Annotated in this window: 11 protein-coding genes and 2 pseudogenes; 4 read left to right on the top strand and 9 right to left on the bottom strand. The window is 32.7% G+C overall.

Features of this window, described 5'->3' with window-relative positions; translation table 11 throughout:
* Window positions 1-157 precede the first annotated feature (157 nt).
* From ACQQ6V_RS14550 to ACQQ6V_RS14510, 9 genes are all read right to left on the bottom strand, one after another.
* The gene (locus ACQQ6V_RS14550) at window positions 158-5,995 is read right to left on the bottom strand and encodes an ATP-binding protein (protein WP_068941783.1); all 5,838 of its coding nucleotides are present in this window, start codon (window positions 5,993-5,995) and stop codon (window positions 158-160) included.
* 13 nt (window positions 5,996-6,008) lie between these two features.
* Window positions 6,009-7,952, bottom strand: coding sequence for a hypothetical protein (locus ACQQ6V_RS14545; protein WP_068941781.1), 1,944 nt, complete (start codon window positions 7,950-7,952; stop codon window positions 6,009-6,011).
* Window positions 7,939-9,054 carry a hypothetical protein gene (locus ACQQ6V_RS14540; protein WP_068941779.1) on the bottom strand — a complete coding sequence of 372 codons (1,116 nt, stop codon included), beginning with the start codon at window positions 9,052-9,054 and terminating at the stop codon, window positions 7,939-7,941. The genes ACQQ6V_RS14545 and ACQQ6V_RS14540 overlap by 14 nt, the downstream gene beginning before the upstream one ends.
* Before the next feature lie 196 nt (window positions 9,055-9,250).
* On the bottom strand, window positions 9,251-10,006 hold the full coding sequence (istB, locus tag ACQQ6V_RS14535; RefSeq protein WP_448843740.1) for an IS21-like element helper ATPase IstB: 756 nt from the start codon (window positions 10,004-10,006) through the stop codon (window positions 9,251-9,253).
* A gap of 21 nt (window positions 10,007-10,027) precedes the next feature.
* Entirely contained in the window at window positions 10,028-11,596 is a 1,569-nt protein-coding gene (gene istA, locus ACQQ6V_RS14530; RefSeq protein WP_448843739.1) for an IS21 family transposase, read from the bottom strand.
* A 309-nt stretch (window positions 11,597-11,905) separates the two neighbouring features.
* Window positions 11,906-12,544, bottom strand: coding sequence for an AbiU2 domain-containing protein (locus tag ACQQ6V_RS14525; protein ID WP_068941777.1), 639 nt, complete (start codon window positions 12,542-12,544; stop codon window positions 11,906-11,908).
* 35 nt (window positions 12,545-12,579) lie between these two features.
* On the bottom strand, window positions 12,580-15,849 hold the full coding sequence (locus tag ACQQ6V_RS14520; protein WP_068941775.1) for an SMEK domain-containing protein: 3,270 nt from the start codon (window positions 15,847-15,849) through the stop codon (window positions 12,580-12,582).
* Window positions 15,850-15,892: 43 nt separating this feature from the next.
* A complete protein-coding gene (locus ACQQ6V_RS14515) occupies window positions 15,893-16,495 on the bottom strand; it encodes an alpha-ketoglutarate-dependent dioxygenase AlkB family protein (RefSeq protein ID WP_448846154.1) in 603 nt (200 codons plus the stop codon).
* 95 nt (window positions 16,496-16,590) lie between these two features.
* Window positions 16,591-17,376 (bottom strand): XRE family transcriptional regulator, encoded by a 786-nt coding sequence (locus ACQQ6V_RS14510; RefSeq protein ID WP_068941771.1) that lies wholly within the window; start codon window positions 17,374-17,376, stop codon window positions 16,591-16,593.
* A 55-nt stretch (window positions 17,377-17,431) separates the two neighbouring features.
* Between ACQQ6V_RS14510 and dinB the strand changes: the two genes are divergently transcribed.
* The 4 genes and pseudogenes from dinB to ACQQ6V_RS14490 all read left to right on the top strand — a co-directional run.
* On the top strand, window positions 17,432-18,574 hold the full coding sequence (gene dinB / locus ACQQ6V_RS14505) for a DNA polymerase IV (RefSeq protein ID WP_068941769.1): 1,143 nt from the start codon (window positions 17,432-17,434) through the stop codon (window positions 18,572-18,574).
* 10 nt (window positions 18,575-18,584) lie between these two features.
* Window positions 18,585-20,840: pseudogene (gene dnaE, locus ACQQ6V_RS14500) on the top strand (DNA polymerase III subunit alpha); the annotation flags it as partial.
* A gap of 102 nt (window positions 20,841-20,942) precedes the next feature.
* Complete coding sequence (locus tag ACQQ6V_RS14495) at window positions 20,943-21,854, top strand: IS982 family transposase (RefSeq protein ID WP_448843791.1); 912 nt, start codon at window positions 20,943-20,945, stop codon at window positions 21,852-21,854.
* Between the two features lie 13 nt (window positions 21,855-21,867).
* Window positions 21,868-22,698 (top strand): annotated as a pseudogene (locus ACQQ6V_RS14490) (helix-hairpin-helix domain-containing protein); the annotation flags it as partial.
* Window positions 22,699-22,708 lie beyond the last annotated feature (10 nt).

Raw genomic sequence — 22,708 nt, 5'->3', positions numbered from 1 at the left:
GATAGTAAATTTAACTATTTCGTCAGGCTAATCAAACTAATAATTTGATCTAATTTAAATAAGACAAACTCCTAGATTGTTTATTCTAATACTAGCCCAAAGAAATGTAATAAATATTAAGTCGGTAAATCAATATAGAATTATTATATATAATCATCTATAAATCAACAAAGTCATAAGTGATTTTTGTGCTATATTTTTCGTCGATACTATGGCTATCTTTAATTTTCAAATTTTGCCGTAAAATAACTGCCAATTTTAAATCTTTTTCTCCGAGAAATTTGTTTAAATAGCCCTTATCCATCATTAAATAGCTATTATAGGGTATGGGCTCCCCGAATTGGCTTGTATCATTGAAGTTATATAAGAAATCACCAAAGAAAGCAACCATATTATTTCTATTATCCTTAAATTGAATTTTGTTGGATATACAATCAAGTTCTAGATGATCCATCAAAGTTGGAGAAAGTAAAAATATACCATCATTCATTCTATAATACTGCCATATATTGCCTGGAAAAACACGTGTATGTTTCACTAAGGGTAAAACGAGATCTACTTCATTCGTTCCAGTAAAAATCAGTTTGCCCTCATAAAAACCGTAATATTCTGGATATTCATTATAACTATCCCAAACTCCTCTATTTTCTAAGTCGTCAAACAACATCTCAGGATCAAGATCAATATCATAGTTTTTAGGTATAGCAATAGCTATAGATTTAAATTGACAAAAAACAGTAGATCCATAAAATGATTTATCTGATGAGTAAGTTGCATTATAATATAAAGGAAATAATATATCTGAGTTTTTGAACCAATTAATTAAAAGCTGGCTATAATTCTGATGTAAATCAAAAGATCTAAAATTTTCAACATTTAATGAAAACCACCATTCTGGCCGGACTTCAAGATTAATTTTCAAAATTGAGTAATCAACCGGTAAATTTTTTAATGTTAACTGCCATAGATCAAAAAACTCAATTCTTTTTAAATTATATAAGGCATCGACAACATGCATAAAAGTTGATTTTAGTATATCTCCAAATATTGTTGTTCGACCAATCATTAAACTATATCTAGAAGTTGCAAAACTATCATCTCGGCTATAGTCGTATTTTAGGTCAAATTGAGTGCAGTAATCTTCATATTTTGTACACCATATTTTCCATATAATAAAAGAATCACCTACTTTACGCTGTAAATAATCTAGAAATCCAATATACGCATTTGTTAGATTATTATTAATTATCTTTCTAAAAGCTTCTTCATCTAAACTTGTATTTCCTGAACTTAAATATGATAACAGGGGAACATTTAATTTCAATTCAAATTTTAAAATTCCAGCAATATTTTTCAATAATAAATCCGTTGCCATGCATCTTATTGAAAGCAAGGAATTAAGAGTTTCTTGTGTTAAAAATTTGAAAGTTAAAGATTCGGAGTCCTGTAGAGAATTAATAAGTATTATTAGTCCTTCACAAGCTGCATTTTCTAAATCCTGAAATTTTAAATATTCAAAAAATACTTCGTGACAACATCCATCATTGTCATTCTTCAATAAGTTTGTAACTCCCTCTGCAGCTTGTGCTCTAACTATAGGGCTTAGCCATGTTAATCGCGCCATTAAAATATCAAAATTTGACACTTCAATTGGCTCAATAAGTGTTTCAGCTAAATCGAGCTTTACATTAGGGAATATATGAGGCAAAAAATCTAAATAATCCTGCGTTACATTTTCTGCTTTTTGTAGCCTTCCACAGTCCATATGAAATTGAGTACTTTTGGGGACAGGAATTACATAATCCTTCTGCAGTCCATACCTCAAACCAGTGTTTGTAACACTTTTTTGATAATACTCCTCTATTCTTTCAGGAAAAAAATCAATAATATTTCTCCATCTTTTTCTGGATTCAGCGATATTCCAGCGATAACTCGGTGCCCATACACCACCATTTGAACTCGCCCAACAAATACATAAAAAAGCAAACTCCCTATCAATTTCATAAGAAATTTCATAGATCAGATCTAAAAGATTTGCCGATATCGTAGAAAAACTATCATCAATGATCTCTTTTAATGATACTACTACTTTCTTCCTATCATTTGGATACTTGTGGAGTCGAGAAGTTATCCAAGATTGTAGAAAATAAGAATCATCATAATTTAATCGCCTACCGTTAAAATTTAATGTCTTGGACATATAATTTTTCAAATTCTCAGGAGTAATTTTTATAAGTTTTTGATCGATTTGTTTGTTGTCATTATCTTCTCCTTCTTTCTCTTCCTCCTTTTCCGGAAAAAGTCCAAATTTTAGTTGCAAGCTCTCAATAACATCTTGAACCGAAGATTGTTCTTTTTGAAGTTTACAAAGTGTTTGAAAGTGTGGCCCTATAGCCGTCTTCCCAACAGCCTTGGCAATGGGCTCCTGGAAATCTAGTGTCGATAAAATATCATCAAAGATATTTTCAACCATTGTGTAATCTCTCATGTTGATATTGTAAAAAAATAAATTGTACAAAAGCTGGGGATTAACCTTTGCCAAGAGATCACAGAAATAATTCATAAAATGGCGGGTCTCATCACCGTCAGTTAATGCTTCGATATTAAAGACGTAAGGAAAAATCTGCAATAAGAAATTGTTGGATTCCGATGATCCTGCTTTGATGCAAATTTCAATACTTTCTAAAATATTGTAAAGTAACATATCCTTATGATGACCGTATGCTAAAATATTAGAAGCTGCATTTTCGAGCAACGGCCTGACATTATTTTGATTCCCGAAATCATATGAGAGTTGAGCCATGTCTGTTAGAAAACTAGCGATTTCAGGAAAGGGAAACATCTCATTATTATTTTGGATTTCAAATTCAATATATCTTTCAACTTCATCTCTGTTAACAGATACAATCTTAGAGTTGATAATCTCCAACAACGATGCTTTGTTATAGCGCTTCGAATTACCCAGACGTAACAATTGTTCATAATTAAGTTCTGATGTAAATTGGTTCTTTTTATTTATTACAGCGCTCAGCCAGATAGCCAAATCAATAAAATAAGGAATACCAATTCTCTCATAATCATAAATATCATGATCTTTATTAAAATGTAGTTTCCTGAGGTTTTCTATAAACTTCAAAATGACTAAAAGGTCAATTTCAGATTTTTCACGGAATGCTTGCGAGAAAAATTTCCCCAGATTAAAAATACAAACATCTAGCTCAGACAGCCACTTAGAAGAATGATTACATTTGTATTCAAAATTGAGATCATTGATACAATTGATAAAAGAAAGAAGTACATTGGTTTTGATGAATTGTTTCACTAATTTCTCAGACGAATAATTGTTTATTTTAGGGGGTGGAGAATAATATGAAAATGCAGATTTGAAATTCTTTATATTTTCGCCATATATGATTTTATACAATGAAAAAAATAGGTTATCCTCTTTTGCCAACAATTTTTGAATATGTTTCTTCCACTTGCAATCACTCAGGTTGCCTTTCAAATCATCAAGTATCAGTAGTTCAGCCATCGCTATTTTCTCACTTTTCTCTAACTTCGTTTTAAGTATGGCATCAATTAAATGAAGAGGTTGTTTAGGGAAATCCAGCAATTTCTGAAGATAAAATTTAAAAAGATGCGATGCATCTTTTTCCTCATCACGAAATTGTTCTATAAAATTAAAAACCCGAGATGTGGAAGTAGATTCAAAGTGTGCTAAAATCTCTAACCAGCACTTGGCCACTTTAATTGTATCGTAGCGATTTTCTGTAAACAATTCATTAACCCTGTTAACGGCATCATCAGGAATTGTGTTGACAATGCCGGTTGCTTTGAGTGCTATAAGCATTTCCTTTAACTGATAATCAGTTAGAGTAGAAAAATTAGGATACTTAGGACGAAGAATTTTATTATTCTTGAACGAGGTCAACCAGAGATTCCGAATTGATTCCGAAAGGTTATCACTGCGATTTTTAAATAGGCCATATATAAGAGAGAAATAAATTATTTTTTGATCAACGTTATTTTCAAAAGCGGCCTTTGAAGCTAGATAAAGAATATTTTCAATTATTTCTTCATCTTTACTATCTAAATAATGTTTAATAACCCATTCGTTATCAATTGACAGCAGGAGTCCTGGATTTCCAAGATAGTATTCAACTTTAGGTAATTCCGACCAGCAAATTTCTCTTTGTTCGGCCTCATTCAGCCATTCTTTTACAATTTTATATAACTTTTTCTTTTGTTCCTTCAACTCTTTTTGCTGTTGGATAAATACCAAAAAACTATTGTGATATACAGAAATCCCTGATAGCTCGAACCTAAACAAATGACGTATTTGATTGAGATTCTCCGAAATTTCTTGAGGATATTGACACAGGTCTGCTGCTAGAGAAAAAACTTGCTCCTCCTGCAATTTAAAGTCTAAAACAGTTAGTGCAAAAGCCATCGTTTTTGCTAAAATAGTAAGCTGTTGCCAGAGCGCCTGATAATACTCTTCTATTTCATTATTGTAATGAGGAATAGTATCAAGATCATATCTTGAAATTCCTCTTCCATTATTTTCTATGGAAGTCAAAACATATCTTAAATGAAGAGGATTTCCTCCAGTTACCTGTATGAGCTTTGAAACAATTGAATCAAAATCGTAACTTAAAAGTTTATAATCTTGAGGGAAACTTTTGCACGCAATCTTTTTAACACTATCTCGCTTAAGGCCTTTGATTTCAATCCACTCATCTTTCGGAGCAAGCTGGCGAATCGAATTTGGGAAACAATGCGTCGCAATTTCCTGCGTTCCAAGAATCAACCAGTATCCTTGCTGAGGGAACAAAACTTCATTTAAAAAGTCAATCAGTTCATTTTGGCTATTTCCTTCTCGGATAACGTGATCCAAACCATCAATAATTAAAATAAATGACCTCCCGACTTCACGGCAATAGGAAGCTACCTGATCAATAAATTCTTTAAGCTGAGTCCCTGCAGTATTTTGTTCCCCTAACGACTTTATAATATCATTATCCTGTTTTTTGAATTCTGCTTTCAACCCTTCAATGACCCTTTCACTATTGAGTCTATCAGCATAAGAAACATCCTTAGGATTAAGATGATAATGATGTCTGAAAACTATAGCACCTTTCTTTTCCAACGACGAATACAATTTTGACAGATAAGTACTTTTTCCACTTCCCGGTTTTCCTACAATCACTTTTATTCCCCCTTCAACAGTACTGATATCCCGCAGAAGAATTTGGTGAATACCTCTGTCAAAAAACTCAAAATCAGTGGGAACATTGAAATTCTGATTAAGAGGTCTGGGGTTATCCCATTCCAAAAGATTACGTATAATGTCCAGAGTAAAAATGGTAGGGAATTTTTCAGAACCTTCATCTCCAATAAAGAGCAATAGGTTGTTTACGCCACCTTTCGTAACTTTTAACTGCTTATAAAGAATATTTCTAAGTGTATCTTCTAAACATCTTTTATTAGGATGGCCGAACTGAAATTCAAAATTTTCAAAGAAAGATAATGCATCTGAAGGATTAGAAAAATATGATTGTACAACAGCAAAGAATTCATGCTGATATTCTTTGACTTTTCCAAGATCAATATTTCTATGAACTATGCAGTCTTGAACATTTTTGTCCGGATTCCCATTGGTGATGAGGGAACAATACTTTCTTTCTTGATTAATTGCATGAAACGAATTGATCCATTTGTTCAATCCTTTATCAATGAGTTCGTCGAAAGTCCAAAGATCTGTATCTGGATTTTGTTTATGTTTAATCTGGTAATATTCAACCGTTCCATCCTTCCTGGTCGCTACAATATCATCGATTGCAAAATGCCTGATTTGAACATCATCAGGTTTATACTGCACACGAATATTTTCATACTTTTCAGGATCAAGCAGCCAATCTACAATTAGCTTTAACGTAAAAAGATCTTCGTATTTATAACCACTTCTTATCGAACTATTTGGATTAATTTTCATGAATAAATTCAGATTAACTAATATTAGAATTAATGATTCCCACTACAAAAGATTCCTTATCTTTTACTTTAAACTCATAAAATGTTCCTACTTCGATATTCAAAGAATTTTTAATAAGAGTAAGAGCTTCATCTTTATCCATTGGCGTCTGTTTACGGGTAAATGTCCAATTCTCAGGTTCCTCTTTATAGATTACTTCGGCTTCTTCATTCCGAATTGATTCTACTTCAATTTTTAATACCTGATTGAACCCATTTTCCAAAGTCCGGTATTCCATCTCAAAAGCTTTCTCAAAATCAGCAATTATAACTTTATTGGTGATTTCATCACTTTGACTGATATAGACCTCTACACCTTTGTAAGTTCCCATAAAAAACTTATCTTCCCTCCTATCTGGAAAATCATATTTTCTCTTAAAGTCAGGATTGTTAAGAAACTTTTGATCTTTAAAACTGTACGCAGCAGGAAGTAAGATAATTGAGGGGCTGATTTCCTTTAATTTGAGCTGTATAAAACATTCTTCAATCAAATCTGTGATATTGTCCTTTGTAATAAAATAAGCTTCTTCAGAAATAACCGTACTAAAAAAATCGTCATCAATCCATCTGGCTGCCCGACCACCAAAAATATCAATATTGTATATTGTCTGATAGTTCTCCTTTACAAACATTATCTTGCTATTTTGGAAAAAAGTTCTAAAACCGATAAAATTTTCAACAGCTTTATTTTCTTTCATATTCTTTTTTGACAAAAAGATAGCATTAAGGCTTGAATTAGCTTCCCATGATTTTGCGACATTAGCTTTGAAGTCTTTAATTTTTTCTGGGTCTAACTCCTCAGAAGCTATAGCTTGATCTTTTGCTGTGACGCTTTTATGCAGGAGGTTCTTAAAAAAAACATTTATTTTTTTACATCTGGCTTCAAACTCCTTCTTTGAATCTAATTCGAGTATTGACTGCCACTTATCAAAATCTTTATCAATAATTTTAATAAAATCCTTTATTCTTTCATACAAAAAAGGAATATCATTAAGCTGCCTGACATCTAAATTCTGGGTATCAAAATATATATCTTTGACTCTAAGTATATCGAAAACAAATCCAAATGTCAACCAATCATTAGAATTAGGAGGGCTATACGTTTTTTCTAAAGGTCTTTCCTTATAATCCCATACACTCCATTCAAAATAATTATAGTTTGGGTTATTTCTCAAAACAAGAATATCTCTAAGTAAATCTGAGTAATCTTTTTGAATCCTCAATTCCTTTAAAAAGATCACTGTTGTTTCAATTGGGTTATTTCCGACACTATAAAGAAAAATCGTCCAATATCGCAGTCCTAAGATAACGTGCCTTTTGTATTCATCAAAAAGTTTAACGTGCTTATACAATTTTTCCTTTTTTTCGATGCCTTCATCATTAGTTGTCAAATTCCTTAATTCAAATTTTAATTCATAATAGCTATTTTTTTTCAATGCATCAATATTATCAAATTCATTGAGTACATAGCTGAAAAATGTTTTATCACCATTACTAATCATTGAATATATTAATCTGTTAAAACTGTTGAATGTGGAATACAAAAAATCATTGTTCAAACTTAAATTAGATTCATTGATTTCCTCAATATCGGTTTTCTTATACACTAAAAAAAAAGTTATAATTTCCTTTAACTGTTTTGCGGAGGTTTCAACAGCATATCTGAAAAATTTATGAAACACTATACTTTCTTTACTTTTCGCAAAAGAAATGTAATAATAGGAAGCAGGAAAGTTGACATACTTATTATAATTTATGAGAGATTTATTTTGAATACTAACCACCAACACATCTACAACAAATCTATTTAGAACCTTAAAAGTTTCCAGACTGTTGTTCTCAACAGTTTTTTCTATAGATGCCCAGATTGTCTCCTCAATTCCATTAGTTATATCTGACGGATCGTTAAATATTCTCATTTTGATGTTGCATTTGAAGTTTATATAGTTCTATGAAGGCACTTAAAGGTTGAGAGAGGCTTTTATGTTTGCTTTCTTCAGCAAGTTGTAATATTTTGCTATCAAATTCTTTTCTATAATCGTCCGAAACTTCTTTCAGTACAGCTTTCTTTGAAGTATAAAAACATCTTTTCAGCAACCATTTTTTTAATCCTTCATATTTTTCTGCTTTAAAGCTGATAGGATTTAAACTTTTGACATTTACCAAATCACCAAGTGTTAATACATCATATTCTTTTATAAAATCAGTTTTCACTAAGACTTCTAGAATTGCGAGATTAACATTTTTTAAATATCGATTTTTAGTATTTGATTCCTCCGTAAATAAATCATCATTAGTAACATTTTGGGCGCTAAATAAGATGTCCAAATTCATATCATTAGTTCTTCTTTTCAGACCTCTTTCCGACATGAATTCCTGATAAATTTTAGAACTATATTTTTTTAAGAGAATAGTTTTAAGATTATTTTTAGCCTCTTTAATTAATTCTTTTGACAGCATAGAATTAATTTCCTTTTCATTTGTGTAGTAGATGATATTTCTAAAGAGTATACCTATTAATACTAAAACAAAAAGAGAAAGATAAGTACCCGCAACTACCGATTTAGAAAACGGATGCTGTGGAATCGTATCCCTGAGTGTAGATAAAACTATAAACCAGAATATAGTTGAAAGGGTCAGATATATAGTTAAATATAGAAGCGATTTTTTAAATAACAGTTTATAAGTTGTAGGAGATTTAACGGCAAGGTTATTTATTAAAAATCCTACAACTACAAGTGAGATACTAATGATTGTTGCAATATTAGTTGTTCTCTGGTCAACCAATATATTTAAAGTTTTTTCACTGATTGTAATGACATTTAAAAATTCACAATTAAATACTGCAGGAATGGCAAAGCATATCCCGACTAATAAAAAAATCACGTACCAATTATTTCTATTGGACAGAAAATCGGAAGATTTTCTGAAGTAAGTGCCCCTGCGATGGTCAAAAAGTTGAGAATGGTCTTTCCGTACCTTTTCAAATGCTTTACCATAAAGCCCAAAATACTTATGCATAAAATAGTGTTTAATTATAAATTTTACAAAAGACGATCTGTTGATAAGCAAGGACTGAAAAATACAGTCATTAGACAGTCTAAATGTAAAATCTTTACATGGTGTGAACGGTAAGTAAAAATGCAGAGTTTTTGGCAATTAAGAGTACAGAGTTTTTGGCAACAATGTATGCATAGCTCACCTCAAAAGTATATTTTTAATTTGGATTTTCAAATAGCATTGTCCGATTTTCCATTCTGAAGCTTTTTCCAGTAAGATTTATTACTTCACATCTATAAAGCAAACGGTCTAACAATGCGGTTGCAATGACTTCATCGTCCAACATTTTAGCCCATTCCGTGGGTTTTTTATTGGTGGTTATGACGATGGACGTTTGTTCATATATTTGGTTTATAAAGTTAAAAAAGGTCACTGCCATGTTTTTTTCAAGCGGAAAAAGCATAATATCATCTAGCACAAGCAAATTTGCCTTTAGTAATTTTTTGTATTCAATCATCTGTGATTTCATAAAATCTTTCGTTTTTAGCGTAGTAAGAATTTCATCCATTGTTCTAAAATAGACCTTATAGCCTGCTTTAACCGCATCCATGGATAGCCCTGCAGCCAGTGCCGTTTTACCAGTTCCACTAGGACCCATTAGAACAATATTGAAGAGTTGATCAATCCAGTTTAACTCCCGTAGCTGGGCTAGGCGCTCAGATCGAAGCCCGTTCCTATCGGCTTGATAGAGGTCTAGGTTCGAGTTTCTAGGGAGTCCTGCTACTTTAGTTCGTCTTAGTTCGTCTTTTTTGTGGCGATGATCCGCTTCTGCTTCGAGTAATTTCAAGGTGTATTGTACGAACCCTAACTCTTGTTTTTCCGCGTAAGAGATCACATCCTCCAGCTGTGTGCTGACTGCCGAGAGTCTGAAGCTGTTACATAACTGCTTGATTTGTTGCTTTTGTGTTTCCATTTTTGTAATTGTGGTTTTTGGTTATCTTACATTCAAGAAAAAATCATCATAACTCCCTAGCTCACTTCTCTGGGGATTCGTTTGAGCTAAAAGCCTGCTAGTACCATCCAGTGGATTGAGCGCAATGATTTTAGGGTCTAATTGTACGACGTCTTGCTGTTCTTTTTCCAGCATAAGCACTAGAGCTTTAAAGTCCCTCGCACTCAGTATGTCATTTTGATAAGCGTAGTCCAATGCTCGGGATACTATGGAGCGCTCCGTCGTATTGACGATCACTTTGAGCGCCTGTATTTGATCACGAATATATCTGGGCTTGTGTGCCTGTATACGTTCTATCCAAAGTAGCGCTAACAGCTTATTCTCCATAAGATCACATAACTCACTCATCATCTCCATAATGGCTGTGTTTTTGTCACGCTTGTGATCTCGTGCAATGATTTTTTGACCTTTCAAAAGACAAATTTGATGTCGACAGAGCTCTGAGCGTTGGTCATTAAGCACAATAAGTTCGGTTGCCATGACCTTTACTTCAACTTGCGTGTTAGTCCCTTTGTAGGTTCCAAATGGAAGGCTATAAAAGTTTCCCTTGTAGGATATTTTGTTGTCCTTATGAACTGTATACATAAGTAAGGGCTGCGAAGGCAGTTCAATTGGATGCCATGGGTCTAAAAAGGGTCTCTCGATGTTAAGCTCCTGGTACGGTATAGCTTTGGTTGTGCCGTGCTGCAATGCGTTCGCCGTACGCCCTAGCCACTCCAGAGCTTCTATATTTAAAACCTCTAGATCTTTAAATGAACGATTGTACAGGAAATTTTTCTTCACATACCCCACCACATTTTCAACCTTCCCTTTAGATTCAGGATCTGCCTTTCTACAAAAATAGGTCGTAAAGCCGCGCTCTCGCACGTATCTCCGGAACTCATTGGTCAGTACAAGATCACCTAAGTTTTCTGAGACTAAGAATAATCGGTCTTGGTCATAAACAATTTCTTTGGGAACACCGCCAATGTGCTGGAATGCCACTTCGTGTGCACGGATGACATCAAATGCGGTAAAGGGAGTGTCTTGGAATAGAATGTACTTATAGCGTGAACGAGAGAGCACAAAAGTAAAGTATTGCACTTTACGAACCTTTCCGTTTGTTGTGCGCATATTGAAAAAACCGAAGTCTACCTGTCCTTGTAAACCGTAGCCTAATTCTGGAACCATTACATACTCCCTCTCTTTTTCCTTTTTTAGAATGGTGTAAGTAGACCGTACATGATGTACAAAATTGAAAACAGTCTTCTGACTTACACGAGGTATGTCAGGATAATGCTCTTTGAGCCAATCGTGCATCTGAGCCGCCGAGGTTTCAGGATAGACTTCTAATCGCTCTTTGACAAACTGGGTGTAAACTTCTAAAACTTTCTTCCTACCTTTGGGCTCCGAGAGCTTAACTGCGAATTCTTCTTCGCTCTGGGTGAGATAACGTTTGGCGGTACGCCAATCCATGCCGAGAAAATCAGCAATTTTTGAAATGGAAAAGCCTTCTCGACTCATCCGATTAACTTCATGATAGATCATAAGTTTGTTTAAATAATAGTTCATAATTACCTTGTCTTTATTGCATGACAAAGGTGGTTAATTCCTATGGGGCTGTATGCCCCATAGGGTGAACTATGTATTCATTGTTGCCAAAAACTCTGTATTTGTTCTTGCCATTTATTCTGTAGTCTTATTTACGAAAAGTTCTGTATTATTATTTACCGATTACACATGGTTGAGTTTCTACCAAAGATAATTAAAAACTATTTTATTTTTATATGGAAATCCATAATGGTATTACTTTATAATATTTATGATATAAAATCAACAGACGGCTTTAGTATTGAAAAATACACCTGTTTCAATATAAATTTAAAGTTCATCAGGTTTTGCAATTCCAATATTTTTTAACATAACTTCTTCATAATTAGTATTAAAAAATTCAATTTTATTAAACAGATGTTCCAGACTGTCAATAGGAGTTGCAGTTGGAGAATCGAAAAAATAATAGGCTTTTAGAATTTCAGAATAAATTTTTCCCAGTATATCTTTAGCAACTTTAATTAGTTTAGAAATTTCCTCTATGGTCAAAATACCTAAATATTTTTTGTATTCCTGATCATTATGTGCATATACTTTATTCCTAAGATCCCGTAATTTTTCTATTACAACTTTTGATTGTTTTAAAATCAAATTAACATCTTTAAATAATTCTTCTGATATTTCTATTGATTCATACTTCTTTCCGGGATTAAACCTATTCTTTAAAGAATAGAAGGAATAGTAATCATCTGTACTTGGGCTATATAGTTTGAAAAGTTCAATAATAGTAGTTCGAAAGAAATTAACCTCAACAAATCGAAAGAAGTGATTCGACATCCGTTCGCGATTAATTAAATTAAATTTATTATGATTTTCATTATTAAAATAACGTACTACATCAAAACTAGCTTTAGCGTTTAAGATGATATGGCACATTACCTCTAGTTCTACTGATAACTTTTTTTCCATTACATTATCTAAATTTATTTAGATGATTTATATTTTTACTTATGAGAAAGAGTTTTTATTGCACTAACAGCTGCTGAACCATAAATCTGGTCATCCGTTAACTCAAATAATAACTCAATATCCATCTCATTTCCAAATTTTTCTACTAAAGAAATAGAGTACATTAATATTTCATTTTGTTGGCTGTGTAAATAAATTGTTTTTTGTGAAGCTGGATTTTGAATGGAATATCGAGCTAGCGTTAATATTCTTTTTTGGAAATAATCATAAATTGTATTAATTTCCTTATTTTGAAAAAGATTGCTCATTTTATATGAATATAAAGCCCTGTGAACTTGCCTAAGTAAATCAATCAAGAATTCGCTTTTTTCTTGAAATAATAAATTTAATAAATTCTCACAATTCTCAATCCTGCTTTCTATTTTCAAGTCAACCCTATTAAGCCAGTAGAATATTTTTCCACATGCATGAATAAGAATATCTACTTCATTTTTTTCACTTTCCCTTAAATCGTATAAGGAGAATTTGTAAATTCCCAGTAAAATATAACTCGTGATGCAACAACTCATTGTTTCTCGCGGCATGGAAGATGTGGAAAGAGGTTGATCAAAGAACTTTTTTAGATAATGACAACAGTCTTTTCCTAAAACATACTCAGCTTGCATCAACAGACTCATTCCAAATAAATCAAAATTAACCCCTTTCAAAGCCATTGTATAAAAAATTCTAATTTCTTTCTCATTTAATTTTGAGATGGCGAGACCGAAAGCATTTGAATAAGGATGATCAAATTGGCAATGGTAGATCCCATATACTTCTGTACAGTATTCTTCATTATCTGAATCTTTTAGGAATTTTTGTAAATCTGTATTTACAGTTTCTTCATAAGCGATTTCATCATCTTCCAAAGCTCCTATTTCTGATAATGAATCAAATATCATGCTTGACATAAAAACATTATCAGCATCACTATGAATTTCAGAAAGGCTTTCGATTAGTGCTTTTTTTTGAATGTTACCCTCATAACAAAAGGCAACTTTTTGCAAAATTTCTATTTTTAAGTGATAAGGTTTTTTCTTCCATTTATTTTTAAGAATATCACTGATAATCGGAAATAATAATTTTAACTTTTCATCACGCCATCTAGATAATAAAAGTAGCAAGAGCAATTCTCCATCGCTAACATTACCCTTTTTTACTACTTGATCAATCTGTTCTACAGAAATTCCATCTCCATCATTAAATGCCATAAAACCAGAATGAAGTGTCTTAAATAAACGTGATACTACTGGTCTAGGACCCCTACTTCCAAAATAATCTGCAAAGCAAAGAGAAAATCTTGTTGAGAAAAATTTATTAGAGCTTGCTTCTTTTTCTGAAATTATTTTTTTTGGATTACTACAAGTCTGATTCATTATTCGAACTATTCCAAGCATTTCTTCAAAGAATAGACCCTTTGCTAAAAGTTCCGGTATTGTAAGAACAAAAGAAAGTTCTTGAGACTCCCATTTAAGAAGGGATTCTTCCGACACGATAACTGGACAATTTTTATCGTCATATAATATAAATTCTAAATTTTTACTTTCAGATTCCAATTTAGAAATAACCTTGTCGAGTTTATTCTCACCCCACTGCTTCGCCAACTGACCGCACTCACCCATGACAATATCATAGATCATCTTTGGTTCTTCTATTATTTCGAGTACTTTCAAAAGTGTAGTTCTATCTTCTATACTTCCTAATATTAAAAGTTGCTTGTCTTTATTCTTAGGAAGCATCGTTTGATTAGCAAGAGATTTTGAACTTACACTAAAACGGCTAATACTGTCAGCTATAAAAAAGTTTAGTAATATTTCATGTGAAAAACTGAATCTATCAATTTTTTGCTTTAGTATTCCTGAACTAATGCACTGTTTTAAAATTTTGGAATCCAAATTATTATCTGCAAGAATAGATTCTATTTGCCTCCGTGAAATGGAAAATGTAATATTCTCAGAAAGAAACTCAGCAGCAGAAGATAAAAATACTACACAATGATTATTGTCCAAAAGTTTTTTTCTTACAAAAAGATCGAACAAATTAAAACGGCTTATTGTTTGTAAACCTTGAGAGCCTAATTCACCAATGACAGCAGCTTCAAAATTTGTAGTAGCTAATTTCAGAAGTGGCTCCATTTTATTGTCAACAAAACCAAAATTACCTGCAATTGCTTTTTTAGTTTCTAAATCGGGGAAATCAATTGAAATTATTGAAGCATTTAAGTCACTAAGCATATTATCAAAACTCTGAGTACTAATAATGAGCTTAGTATTGTACTGTTTGTTAATTTCCATCAGCTGAACAATTAATCTCGCTTTGTTACTTTCACTACATTCATTAAGTCCATCAATTAATAACAGTGGATTTTTCCCAATCGTTTTACAGGCTTGAAAAAACATACCCGCATTTTGGTAGCCTAATATTTTCACTTCTCTGTAAAGCAATGATTCTAAATCAGATTCAAAATATTTAGCTTCAATAAATACCGGAATATAGTTTTGGTTTATGGCGTGTAAAGCAAGCTTTTTAGACAGCATTGACTTGCCGAGCCCCGAACTTCCTAATATAATAATCTTATCTGAAGGCAAACCATTATCAATAAAATCATCAACATTAAAAGTCTGATTATTATATACACAGGTGTAAGAAATAAATTTTTCACAATCAGCGGCATGTATTTTTCTAAAAGCATCGTTATAAAAAGATAGTTTATGAGAAACATCTTGAAAATTTAAAAACGGTCTAGAATCTTTTTTATTTCCAAATTCTTCGTGAAGAAAATTATAAATTTCAATAAATTTGTCATTATTCGAATCATAAAGCTTTTCAATTTCCTTTATTAAATTAGTAAAATTTATTACATCTTTTTTTACATCAAAGCGTTCCTCATAAGCTTTTATCTGGCTAATATTTTTTTTTTGAATACTAAGTGAGAACAGCTTCATCCCATTTGGGTAAATTTTATCCAGTCCTTTACTATAAAATTTTTCCAGACTGTTCTTTATTTTTTTTGAATCCGTTTGGGAGGTTATTTGGATTGCTATTCCATTTTCTTCGTCACCAAGGTCAATCCCAGGAAAGTTACTTTCAATATGATTAAGATCTTTAAGTTTATAGCTAAAGACCATATTTAAAAGCTTCATTGCCGTCCCCTCAGAAACTTTATTAATATCGTAATAGTTCAGGGCATTATTACTCTGTATTTCACTGACCCACCTTGTTATCAGATTAATAATTTCGTTGATACTATTTTTTTTACTAGACATACATTTATCTATTTTTTAATAACCGTTTTTAAAATTATAAAATCTACAGCAGCAAGCGAAAAGTCAGGTTTATACGCTCTTTCATTAGTATAGTAGATTTAGCAATCCGATGTTCCCAATTTTCCTGGAGATCACCTTTCATAATAAGTAAAGATCCATTAGGAAGAGGTAGGCTGTATTTGCTTTGATGATGATCTTTTTTTCTAAAATCAAAATTTCTTGTTTGTCCTAAGCTAATGGAAGCAATTACCGGATATTTTCCATATCTGCTTTCCTTATCTCTGTGCCAGGCAACTGAATCATTGTTATCGCGATAAAGATTTAATAGAACACCATTAAATTGATAACCAAACTGATTCTGAATTTTTTCTTTTAATGATAATAATTCAGGAGTCCAAGGATTGGTACCAGATACATTTCCATCTAAATCATACGACTTTGAATCTCCATACCACGCAGTAAGACGTGGAGTCAAAACTGTTTTGTCGTACATTTTCTGTGTGCGCTGCTCCCAAGGAGTATTTTGGAGCAATTTATCTTTTAAAAGATCAGCTTCTACCTTACTCAGAAAATTTTCTTTGTATTCCAAAAGGTCTTTTGGAAATTCATAAAACTCTTCTGCATCAAATAAACTCAGCTGGCTCATTGTAATTTTTATTTAAAATATTTATATTTGGTTTATCCCATTTATTTGGGATTTTTTTCATCATTTGTGTTTTTACTTCCTTTCGGGGGAGTTTTTTATTGATTCATTTTTAGAATACTGCTTTCTAGATTACTGATACTTTTCTTCGCTTCCGCTACTAAATTTTTCAAATTGGCTTCATCAGGAAAAGAATATGGTTTGTAATCTTGAGGTAAAATTCCTCTTACATACCGCCATATTTCAGCAATATCTTCCAATGGAATATTATATGGCTCATAAAATGAATTATCCGCTGATACCGTGATAAATTTTTTATTCTTTTTCAAAAAAGTCTTGTAAGTAATTCCTTCATTGGTAACAAAAATATATTCCTTATTCGATTTCAGATCTTCAAGTTTTTCTACATACTCTCCTATAATGATGGATTGGTCTGCAAAAGGTGGCATTGAATCACCATCGGCCATAAATGCTCTGTATTTTCCATTTTTTAAAAAAGGTAATTGCATTTTTTGAAGACTCTCAATAAACTCAGGATCACTAAATCCTTTCAAATAGCCCATAGAAGCTTTTTGTGGCACAATTTCAATAAAATTATTACCTTCCGAATCTACTATTACCGGAAGTAATATCTTATTTCCAGGCAAATCTACCAGCTTGTCCAAAGGATATTTCCTTATATCAACCGTAACTAATAGATCAATGCTGATATTGTAGTATTTAGATATTCTAATTAATGCCTCAATAGGAGGCTCTGCATTCCCATATTCATAGGAAGCATATCTTGATCTTGTAAGGATAAGCTCATCGGCCAACTTATGCTGGGTTAAATTTTTTTGACCTCTCAAAAACACGATGTTATCTGCAAAAATTGATTTTGTCATAATTTATGACAACAAAAATACAAAAATTGTTTAAAAACGTGACTAATTTTGTCAAATGAATCGAGCAATTGCACATATGGATTTGGATACATTCTTTGTTTCCTGTGAGCGGCTGAGAGACTCCGTATTGGAGAAACAGCCTATCATCATAGGAGGTGGAGATCGTGGTGTGGTAGCCTCTTGCTCATATGAAGCTAGAAAATTTGGAGTACGTTCTGCTATGCCCATACGAATGGCTTTACGCTTATGTCCCGAAGCTCAGGTAATAAAAGGCGATATGGAATATTATTCCAATATGTCACATATAGTAACAGAAATCATTCAGGAAAAAGTACCTGTAATGGAAAAAGCCAGCATAGATGAATTTTATCTCGACCTATCCGGAATGGATAAATTTTTTGGATGCTATCAGTGGACGACGGAGATTGCTGATACTGTAATGAAAAATACTGGACTTCCTATCAGTTTTGCACTTTCAACTAATAAAACAGTTTCAAAAATTGGAACAGGAGAGGCGAAGCCTACCGGAAAATTAGAATTAAAAACACAGAATATTCAGCCTTTTTTGAATCCTCTTTCGGTCAAAAAAATTCCAATGGTTGGTGATGTCACTTTCGAATTGCTTTCAAGGCTAGGTATAAGAAAAATAGAAACACTTTCTAAAATGCCTGTTGATGTTTTACAGCAATTGATTGGTAAAAATGGTTCAGAGCTTTGGAAAAAGGCTAATGGTATTGACAATAATCCTGTTATAGAATATTCTGAAAGAAAATCCATTTCTACCGAAACAACCTTCGCAGAAGACACTATTGATTTTCAAAATATCAGAAGTATTCTTTCTGGAATGGTTGAACAACTCTGTTATCAATTGAGAAACGAAAAATGGCTGACTTCAACGGTCTCTGTAAGAATCCGATATTCCAATTTTGATACGGAGACTAAACAATGCAAAGTTCCATATACCTCAGCGGATCATACCCTACTGAAATATGTATTGGAACTGTTTAAAAAAGTATATACTAGAAGGATGAGAATTCGTCTTGTGGGAGTCAAGTTTACAGGTCTTGTTCACGGAAACCATCAGATGAATCTTTTTGAAGATACAGAAGAGCTGATATCATTATATCAAACTATGGACAAAATCAAAGATCGTTTTGGAATTAAAAGCGTAGGAAGAGCATCAGGTCTTATAAATTAATAAACTGCTTATGTTTCTAAATTGCCATACTTATCACAGCTTACGTTATGGGACTATTTCTGTTGAAGATTTGGTTCAACTTGCTGTTGACTATAAGCTGAAAGTTTTAGCATTAACAGATATAAATACTGTAACAGGAATTTATCAGTTTTATAAATTGTGCCAGGAAAAGAATATCAAGCCAATTGTCGGGGTTGATGTAAGGGTTGAAAATGAGCAATATTATATATGTCTCGCAAAAAATCCTAAAGGCATTGCAGAAGTTAACAGATTGTTGACCAATTATAATTGTGAAGGTGTTGAAATACCAAAAGTAAACCCTCCGATAGAAAATTGTTTTGTAATTTATTCTTTACAAAGTATCCCCGAAAAACTATTGGATCACGAGTTTATTGGAATAAGAGAAAATGAAATAAATCTGTTAATAAATCCTGAATTAAAGTCATTAATTCATAAAATGATCATCTTGCATCCGATAACTTTTAAAACTGAAGAGGAATACGAACTTCATAAAGTATTAAGAGCAATTGACGGTAATATTCTTTTTACTAAACTGATTGAAAAAGATTATTGTAGAAAAAATGAGTCTTTTATTGGTAAAAAAAAACTCTTGAATCAATTCGAACATTATCCTGAAATTATTGAAAATACTAAATATGTAGTCAATGAATGTAGTTTTGATTTTGAATTTAAAACCCCGAAGAACAAAAAGCATTATACTGACAGTAGGGAGAATGATTTTAAATTACTATCCCAGCTGGCATATGAAGGTTTGACTCGAAGATATTCTTATAGTAACAAGCAGGCAGTTGAAAGAGTTGAAAAAGAACTGGCTGTGATTGACCAACTGAATTTTTGTGGTTATTTTCTGATTACTTGGGATATTATTCAATACAGTAATAGTATGGGTTTTATGCACGTTGGCAGAGGAAGCGGTGCTAATAGTATTGTAGCTTATTGTCTTGGAATTTCAGATATATGTCCTCTTGAGCTGGACTTGTATTTTGAACGTTTTCTTAACCTTAACCGTAAATCACCTCCCGATTTCGATATAGACTGGAGTTGGAAAAATAGAGATACCATTTTGGAATATATCTTTGATAAATATGGAAAAGACCACGTGGCTTTTTGCGGAACTAATGTAGAATTTAAAAGAAAATCGAGATTCAGAGAACTGGGAAAAGTATTTGGTCTGCCTAAAGATGAGCTGGATCAACTTTCAAAACAAACTAAAGAACAACACAACCAGAATTCAATCGTGCATCAGGAGATTTATAAATTTGAGCAACTACTGGTAGGCTTTCCTAATCAAAGAAGTATGCACTCCTGCGGAATTCTGATTTCTGAAGAACCCATCACCAACTACTCTGCACTAGAGTTTCCACCAAAAGAATTTCCCATTGTACAATTCGATATGCATACTGCAGAAGATATCGGTTTAGAGAAGTTTGATATTCTTTCGCAAAGAGGGTTAGGTACAATTAAGGACACAGTAAATTTAATTGAAGAAAAAAGAGGAATCATTGTAGATATTGAGGATACCAGAATCTCAAAAAATGAAATAAAATGCAATGAATATCTAAGCATTGGAAAAACCATAGGGTGTTTTTATATTGAATCACCAGCAATGCGTGGGCTTTTAAGAAGACTGAAATGTGACAATTATAAAGTACTGGTCGCCGCTTCATCAATTATACGTCCTGGAGTCGCACAGAGCGGAATGATGCGTGAGTATATCTTTCGGCACAATCATCCTGGACAATTTGAATACTTCCACGAAGTATTTGAAAAAGAATTGGGTGAAACCTATGGCATTATGGTATATCAAGAAGATGTTATAAAAATTGCAATGCACTTTGGGGGAGTTTCAGCAGCTAATGGTGATGTCTTACGAAGAGCCATGAGCGGTAAGGGACGGTCTCTTTCTGCTTTACAAAAATTAAAAGATGACTTCTTTGAATCCTGTAAGAAAATAGGGCATCCTGAACAATTATCTCAGGAAGTTTACCGACAGATTGAATCATTTGCGGGTTATTCTTTCTGTAAAGCTCATTCTGCTTCATATGCTGTGGAAAGTTATCAAAGTCTATATTTAAAAGCATACTATCCTATTGAGTTTATGGTTTCAGCCATCAATAATGGAGGCGGATTTTACAGAACAGAAGTTTATGTTCACGAAGCGAAAATGGCCGGAGCTAAGGTTCATAATCCCTGTATTAACCTCAGCGAATTTCATACAACAGTATATGAAACGGATGTTTATTTAACGTGAGTTCGATGTAAGAAGTGATAAATTATAATAGAAAAAAGCGAAAAAATTAGTATATTTAAGCTATTGAAAGTCAAATATTTAACTAAAATTTCCGCTATGATTTCTGATGATAAAATTACAACTATTTATTACATTGTTGATGAGTTTTTTAAAGAATTTAACCATATTCTGAAAGATTACGCTCTGAAAGACCCCAAAATCAAGACCAGAAACAGAAAATCTGCGATGTCTCAAAGCGAAGTGATGACTATTATGATCCTGTTTCATTACGGTGCTTTCAAAAATCTCAAGCACTTTTATCAGGGCTACGTTCAAAGACATATGAAGAAAGAATTTCCTGTAACGGTTTCCTACAACAGGTTTGTAGAGCTCCAAAAGAAAGTGAATGTACCCATGGCAGTTTTCGTAAAAATGATGTGTCTGGGAAAGTGTACCGGCATATCTTTCATCGATTCAACACCCATCAGGGCTTGTCACATCAAAAGGGAAAAGCAGCACAAAACCTTCAAAAATATCGCTCAGAAAGGACAATGTTCTCTGGGTTGGTTTTATGGTTTTAAACTCCATTTGATTATCAATGACAGGGGTGAGATTCTGGATTTTATCCTGACAACAGGCAATGTAGACGACAGAGAACCCCTGAAAAGTATGGATCTGCACAAATGGATTTTCGGAAAACTTTTCGGCGATAAAGGCTATATTGGGAAAGATCTGTTTGAGCAACTTTTTATAGATGGAGTTCATTTAATCACAAAAATAAAGAAGAATATGAAGAATTGTTTAATGCTTCTCCAGGATAAAATTATGCTTAGAAAAAGGGCATTAATAGAATCTGTAAACGATGAGCTTAAGAATATTTGTCAGATAGAACATACCCGTCACAGAAGTTTTGACAACTTTGTTCTCAATATTTTGTCTGCTTTGGCAGCCTACTCTTTCTTTGATAAAAAACCATCAATCAATACAAATTGTGACATTATTGATCAAGATAGATTAATCGCAGCTTAACTCGAACTCACGTTATTTAGGATTAATGCATATCGAAAGACTGGAAGCATCTATAAAAATTTTTATTCCTGAAGAAAGAAAAGAAAACGGAAATTACAGATCACTTGAAGATTTTGTCAAAAGGATAAATATCGGTATTGAAACTTTACAAATATTAATTTTTGTTGGAGCTTTCAGATTTACTGGAAAGCAGAAACACGAACTATTGATTGAAGCGAGATTTCTTTTATCTAAGAATCAATATAAAACAAAGATTATATCATTGTTCGAAGAGCCTCAAAAAAATTATGAATTGCCTGTCATTGAGAGAAATCCTTTTGAGGATGCCTTCGATGAAATTGAAATATTAGGTTTCCCTGTCTCCTACTCTATTTTTGATTTATTGAAAACTAAATACAGAGGTCATGTTTTGGTTAAAGACCTCCTGAAATATCATAAGAAGCAAGTTAAAATGTTAGCATATCTAATTTCTCGGAAGCATGTTCCAATTCGAATGAAAAATCATCCGGGTAAGAAATATGATATGTATTTTGGAACGTGGGTTGACGCAGAAGGTCAATATTTTGATACAGCACATTTTCCAGATAGTTTAAGAAGTTTTCCTTTCAAAGAAGGTGGCATCTACCTTTTATTGGGAATAGTTGAAGTAGATTATCATTTTCCAACTATTACTATTACAAAAATGGCAAAGATGCCACTAATCAGTGATCCCAGATACTCTTTGGATGAGGATAGATCTAAAGAAGTTGAAAATAGTCTACTTGAAGATGTAAGCTTAACTTTCCGAGAGCCCTATCCGCAGGAACATGAAATAGGGCTGCCCAGAAAAAAAATAAATAATTAAATGCTATTAT

The organism is Chryseobacterium electrogenes (assembly GCF_053553015.1).
The sequence above is the reverse complement of the archived record's forward strand: the minus strand, read 5'-3'. Positions and strand labels throughout refer to the sequence as shown.

Bases quoted from the DNA above. Each gene is read 5' to 3' on its own strand.
- istB (WP_448843740.1), bottom strand. From the start codon at position 10,006: ATGGAAACACAAAAGCAACAAATCAAGCAGTTATGTAACAGCTTCAGA.
- dinB (WP_068941769.1), top strand. From the start codon at position 17,432: ATGAATCGAGCAATTGCACATATGGATTTGGATACATTCTTTGTTTCC.
- ACQQ6V_RS14515 (WP_448846154.1), bottom strand. From the start codon at position 16,495: ATGAGCCAGCTGAGTTTATTTGATGCAGAAGAGTTTTATGAATTTCCA.
- ACQQ6V_RS14550 (WP_068941783.1), bottom strand. From the start codon at position 5,995: ATGAAAATTAATCCAAATAGTTCGATAAGAAGTGGTTATAAATACGAA.
- ACQQ6V_RS14510 (WP_068941771.1), bottom strand. From the start codon at position 17,376: ATGACAAAATCAATTTTTGCAGATAACATCGTGTTTTTGAGAGGTCAA.
- ACQQ6V_RS14525 (WP_068941777.1), bottom strand. From the start codon at position 12,544: ATGGAAAAAAAGTTATCAGTAGAACTAGAGGTAATGTGCCATATCATC.
- ACQQ6V_RS14520 (WP_068941775.1), bottom strand. From the start codon at position 15,849: ATGTCTAGTAAAAAAAATAGTATCAACGAAATTATTAATCTGATAACA.
- istA (WP_448843739.1), bottom strand. From the start codon at position 11,596: ATGAACTATTATTTAAACAAACTTATGATCTATCATGAAGTTAATCGG.
- ACQQ6V_RS14540 (WP_068941779.1), bottom strand. From the start codon at position 9,054: ATGCATAAGTATTTTGGGCTTTATGGTAAAGCATTTGAAAAGGTACGG.
- ACQQ6V_RS14495 (WP_448843791.1), top strand. From the start codon at position 20,943: ATGATTTCTGATGATAAAATTACAACTATTTATTACATTGTTGATGAG.
- ACQQ6V_RS14545 (WP_068941781.1), bottom strand. From the start codon at position 7,952: ATGAGAATATTTAACGATCCGTCAGATATAACTAATGGAATTGAGGAG.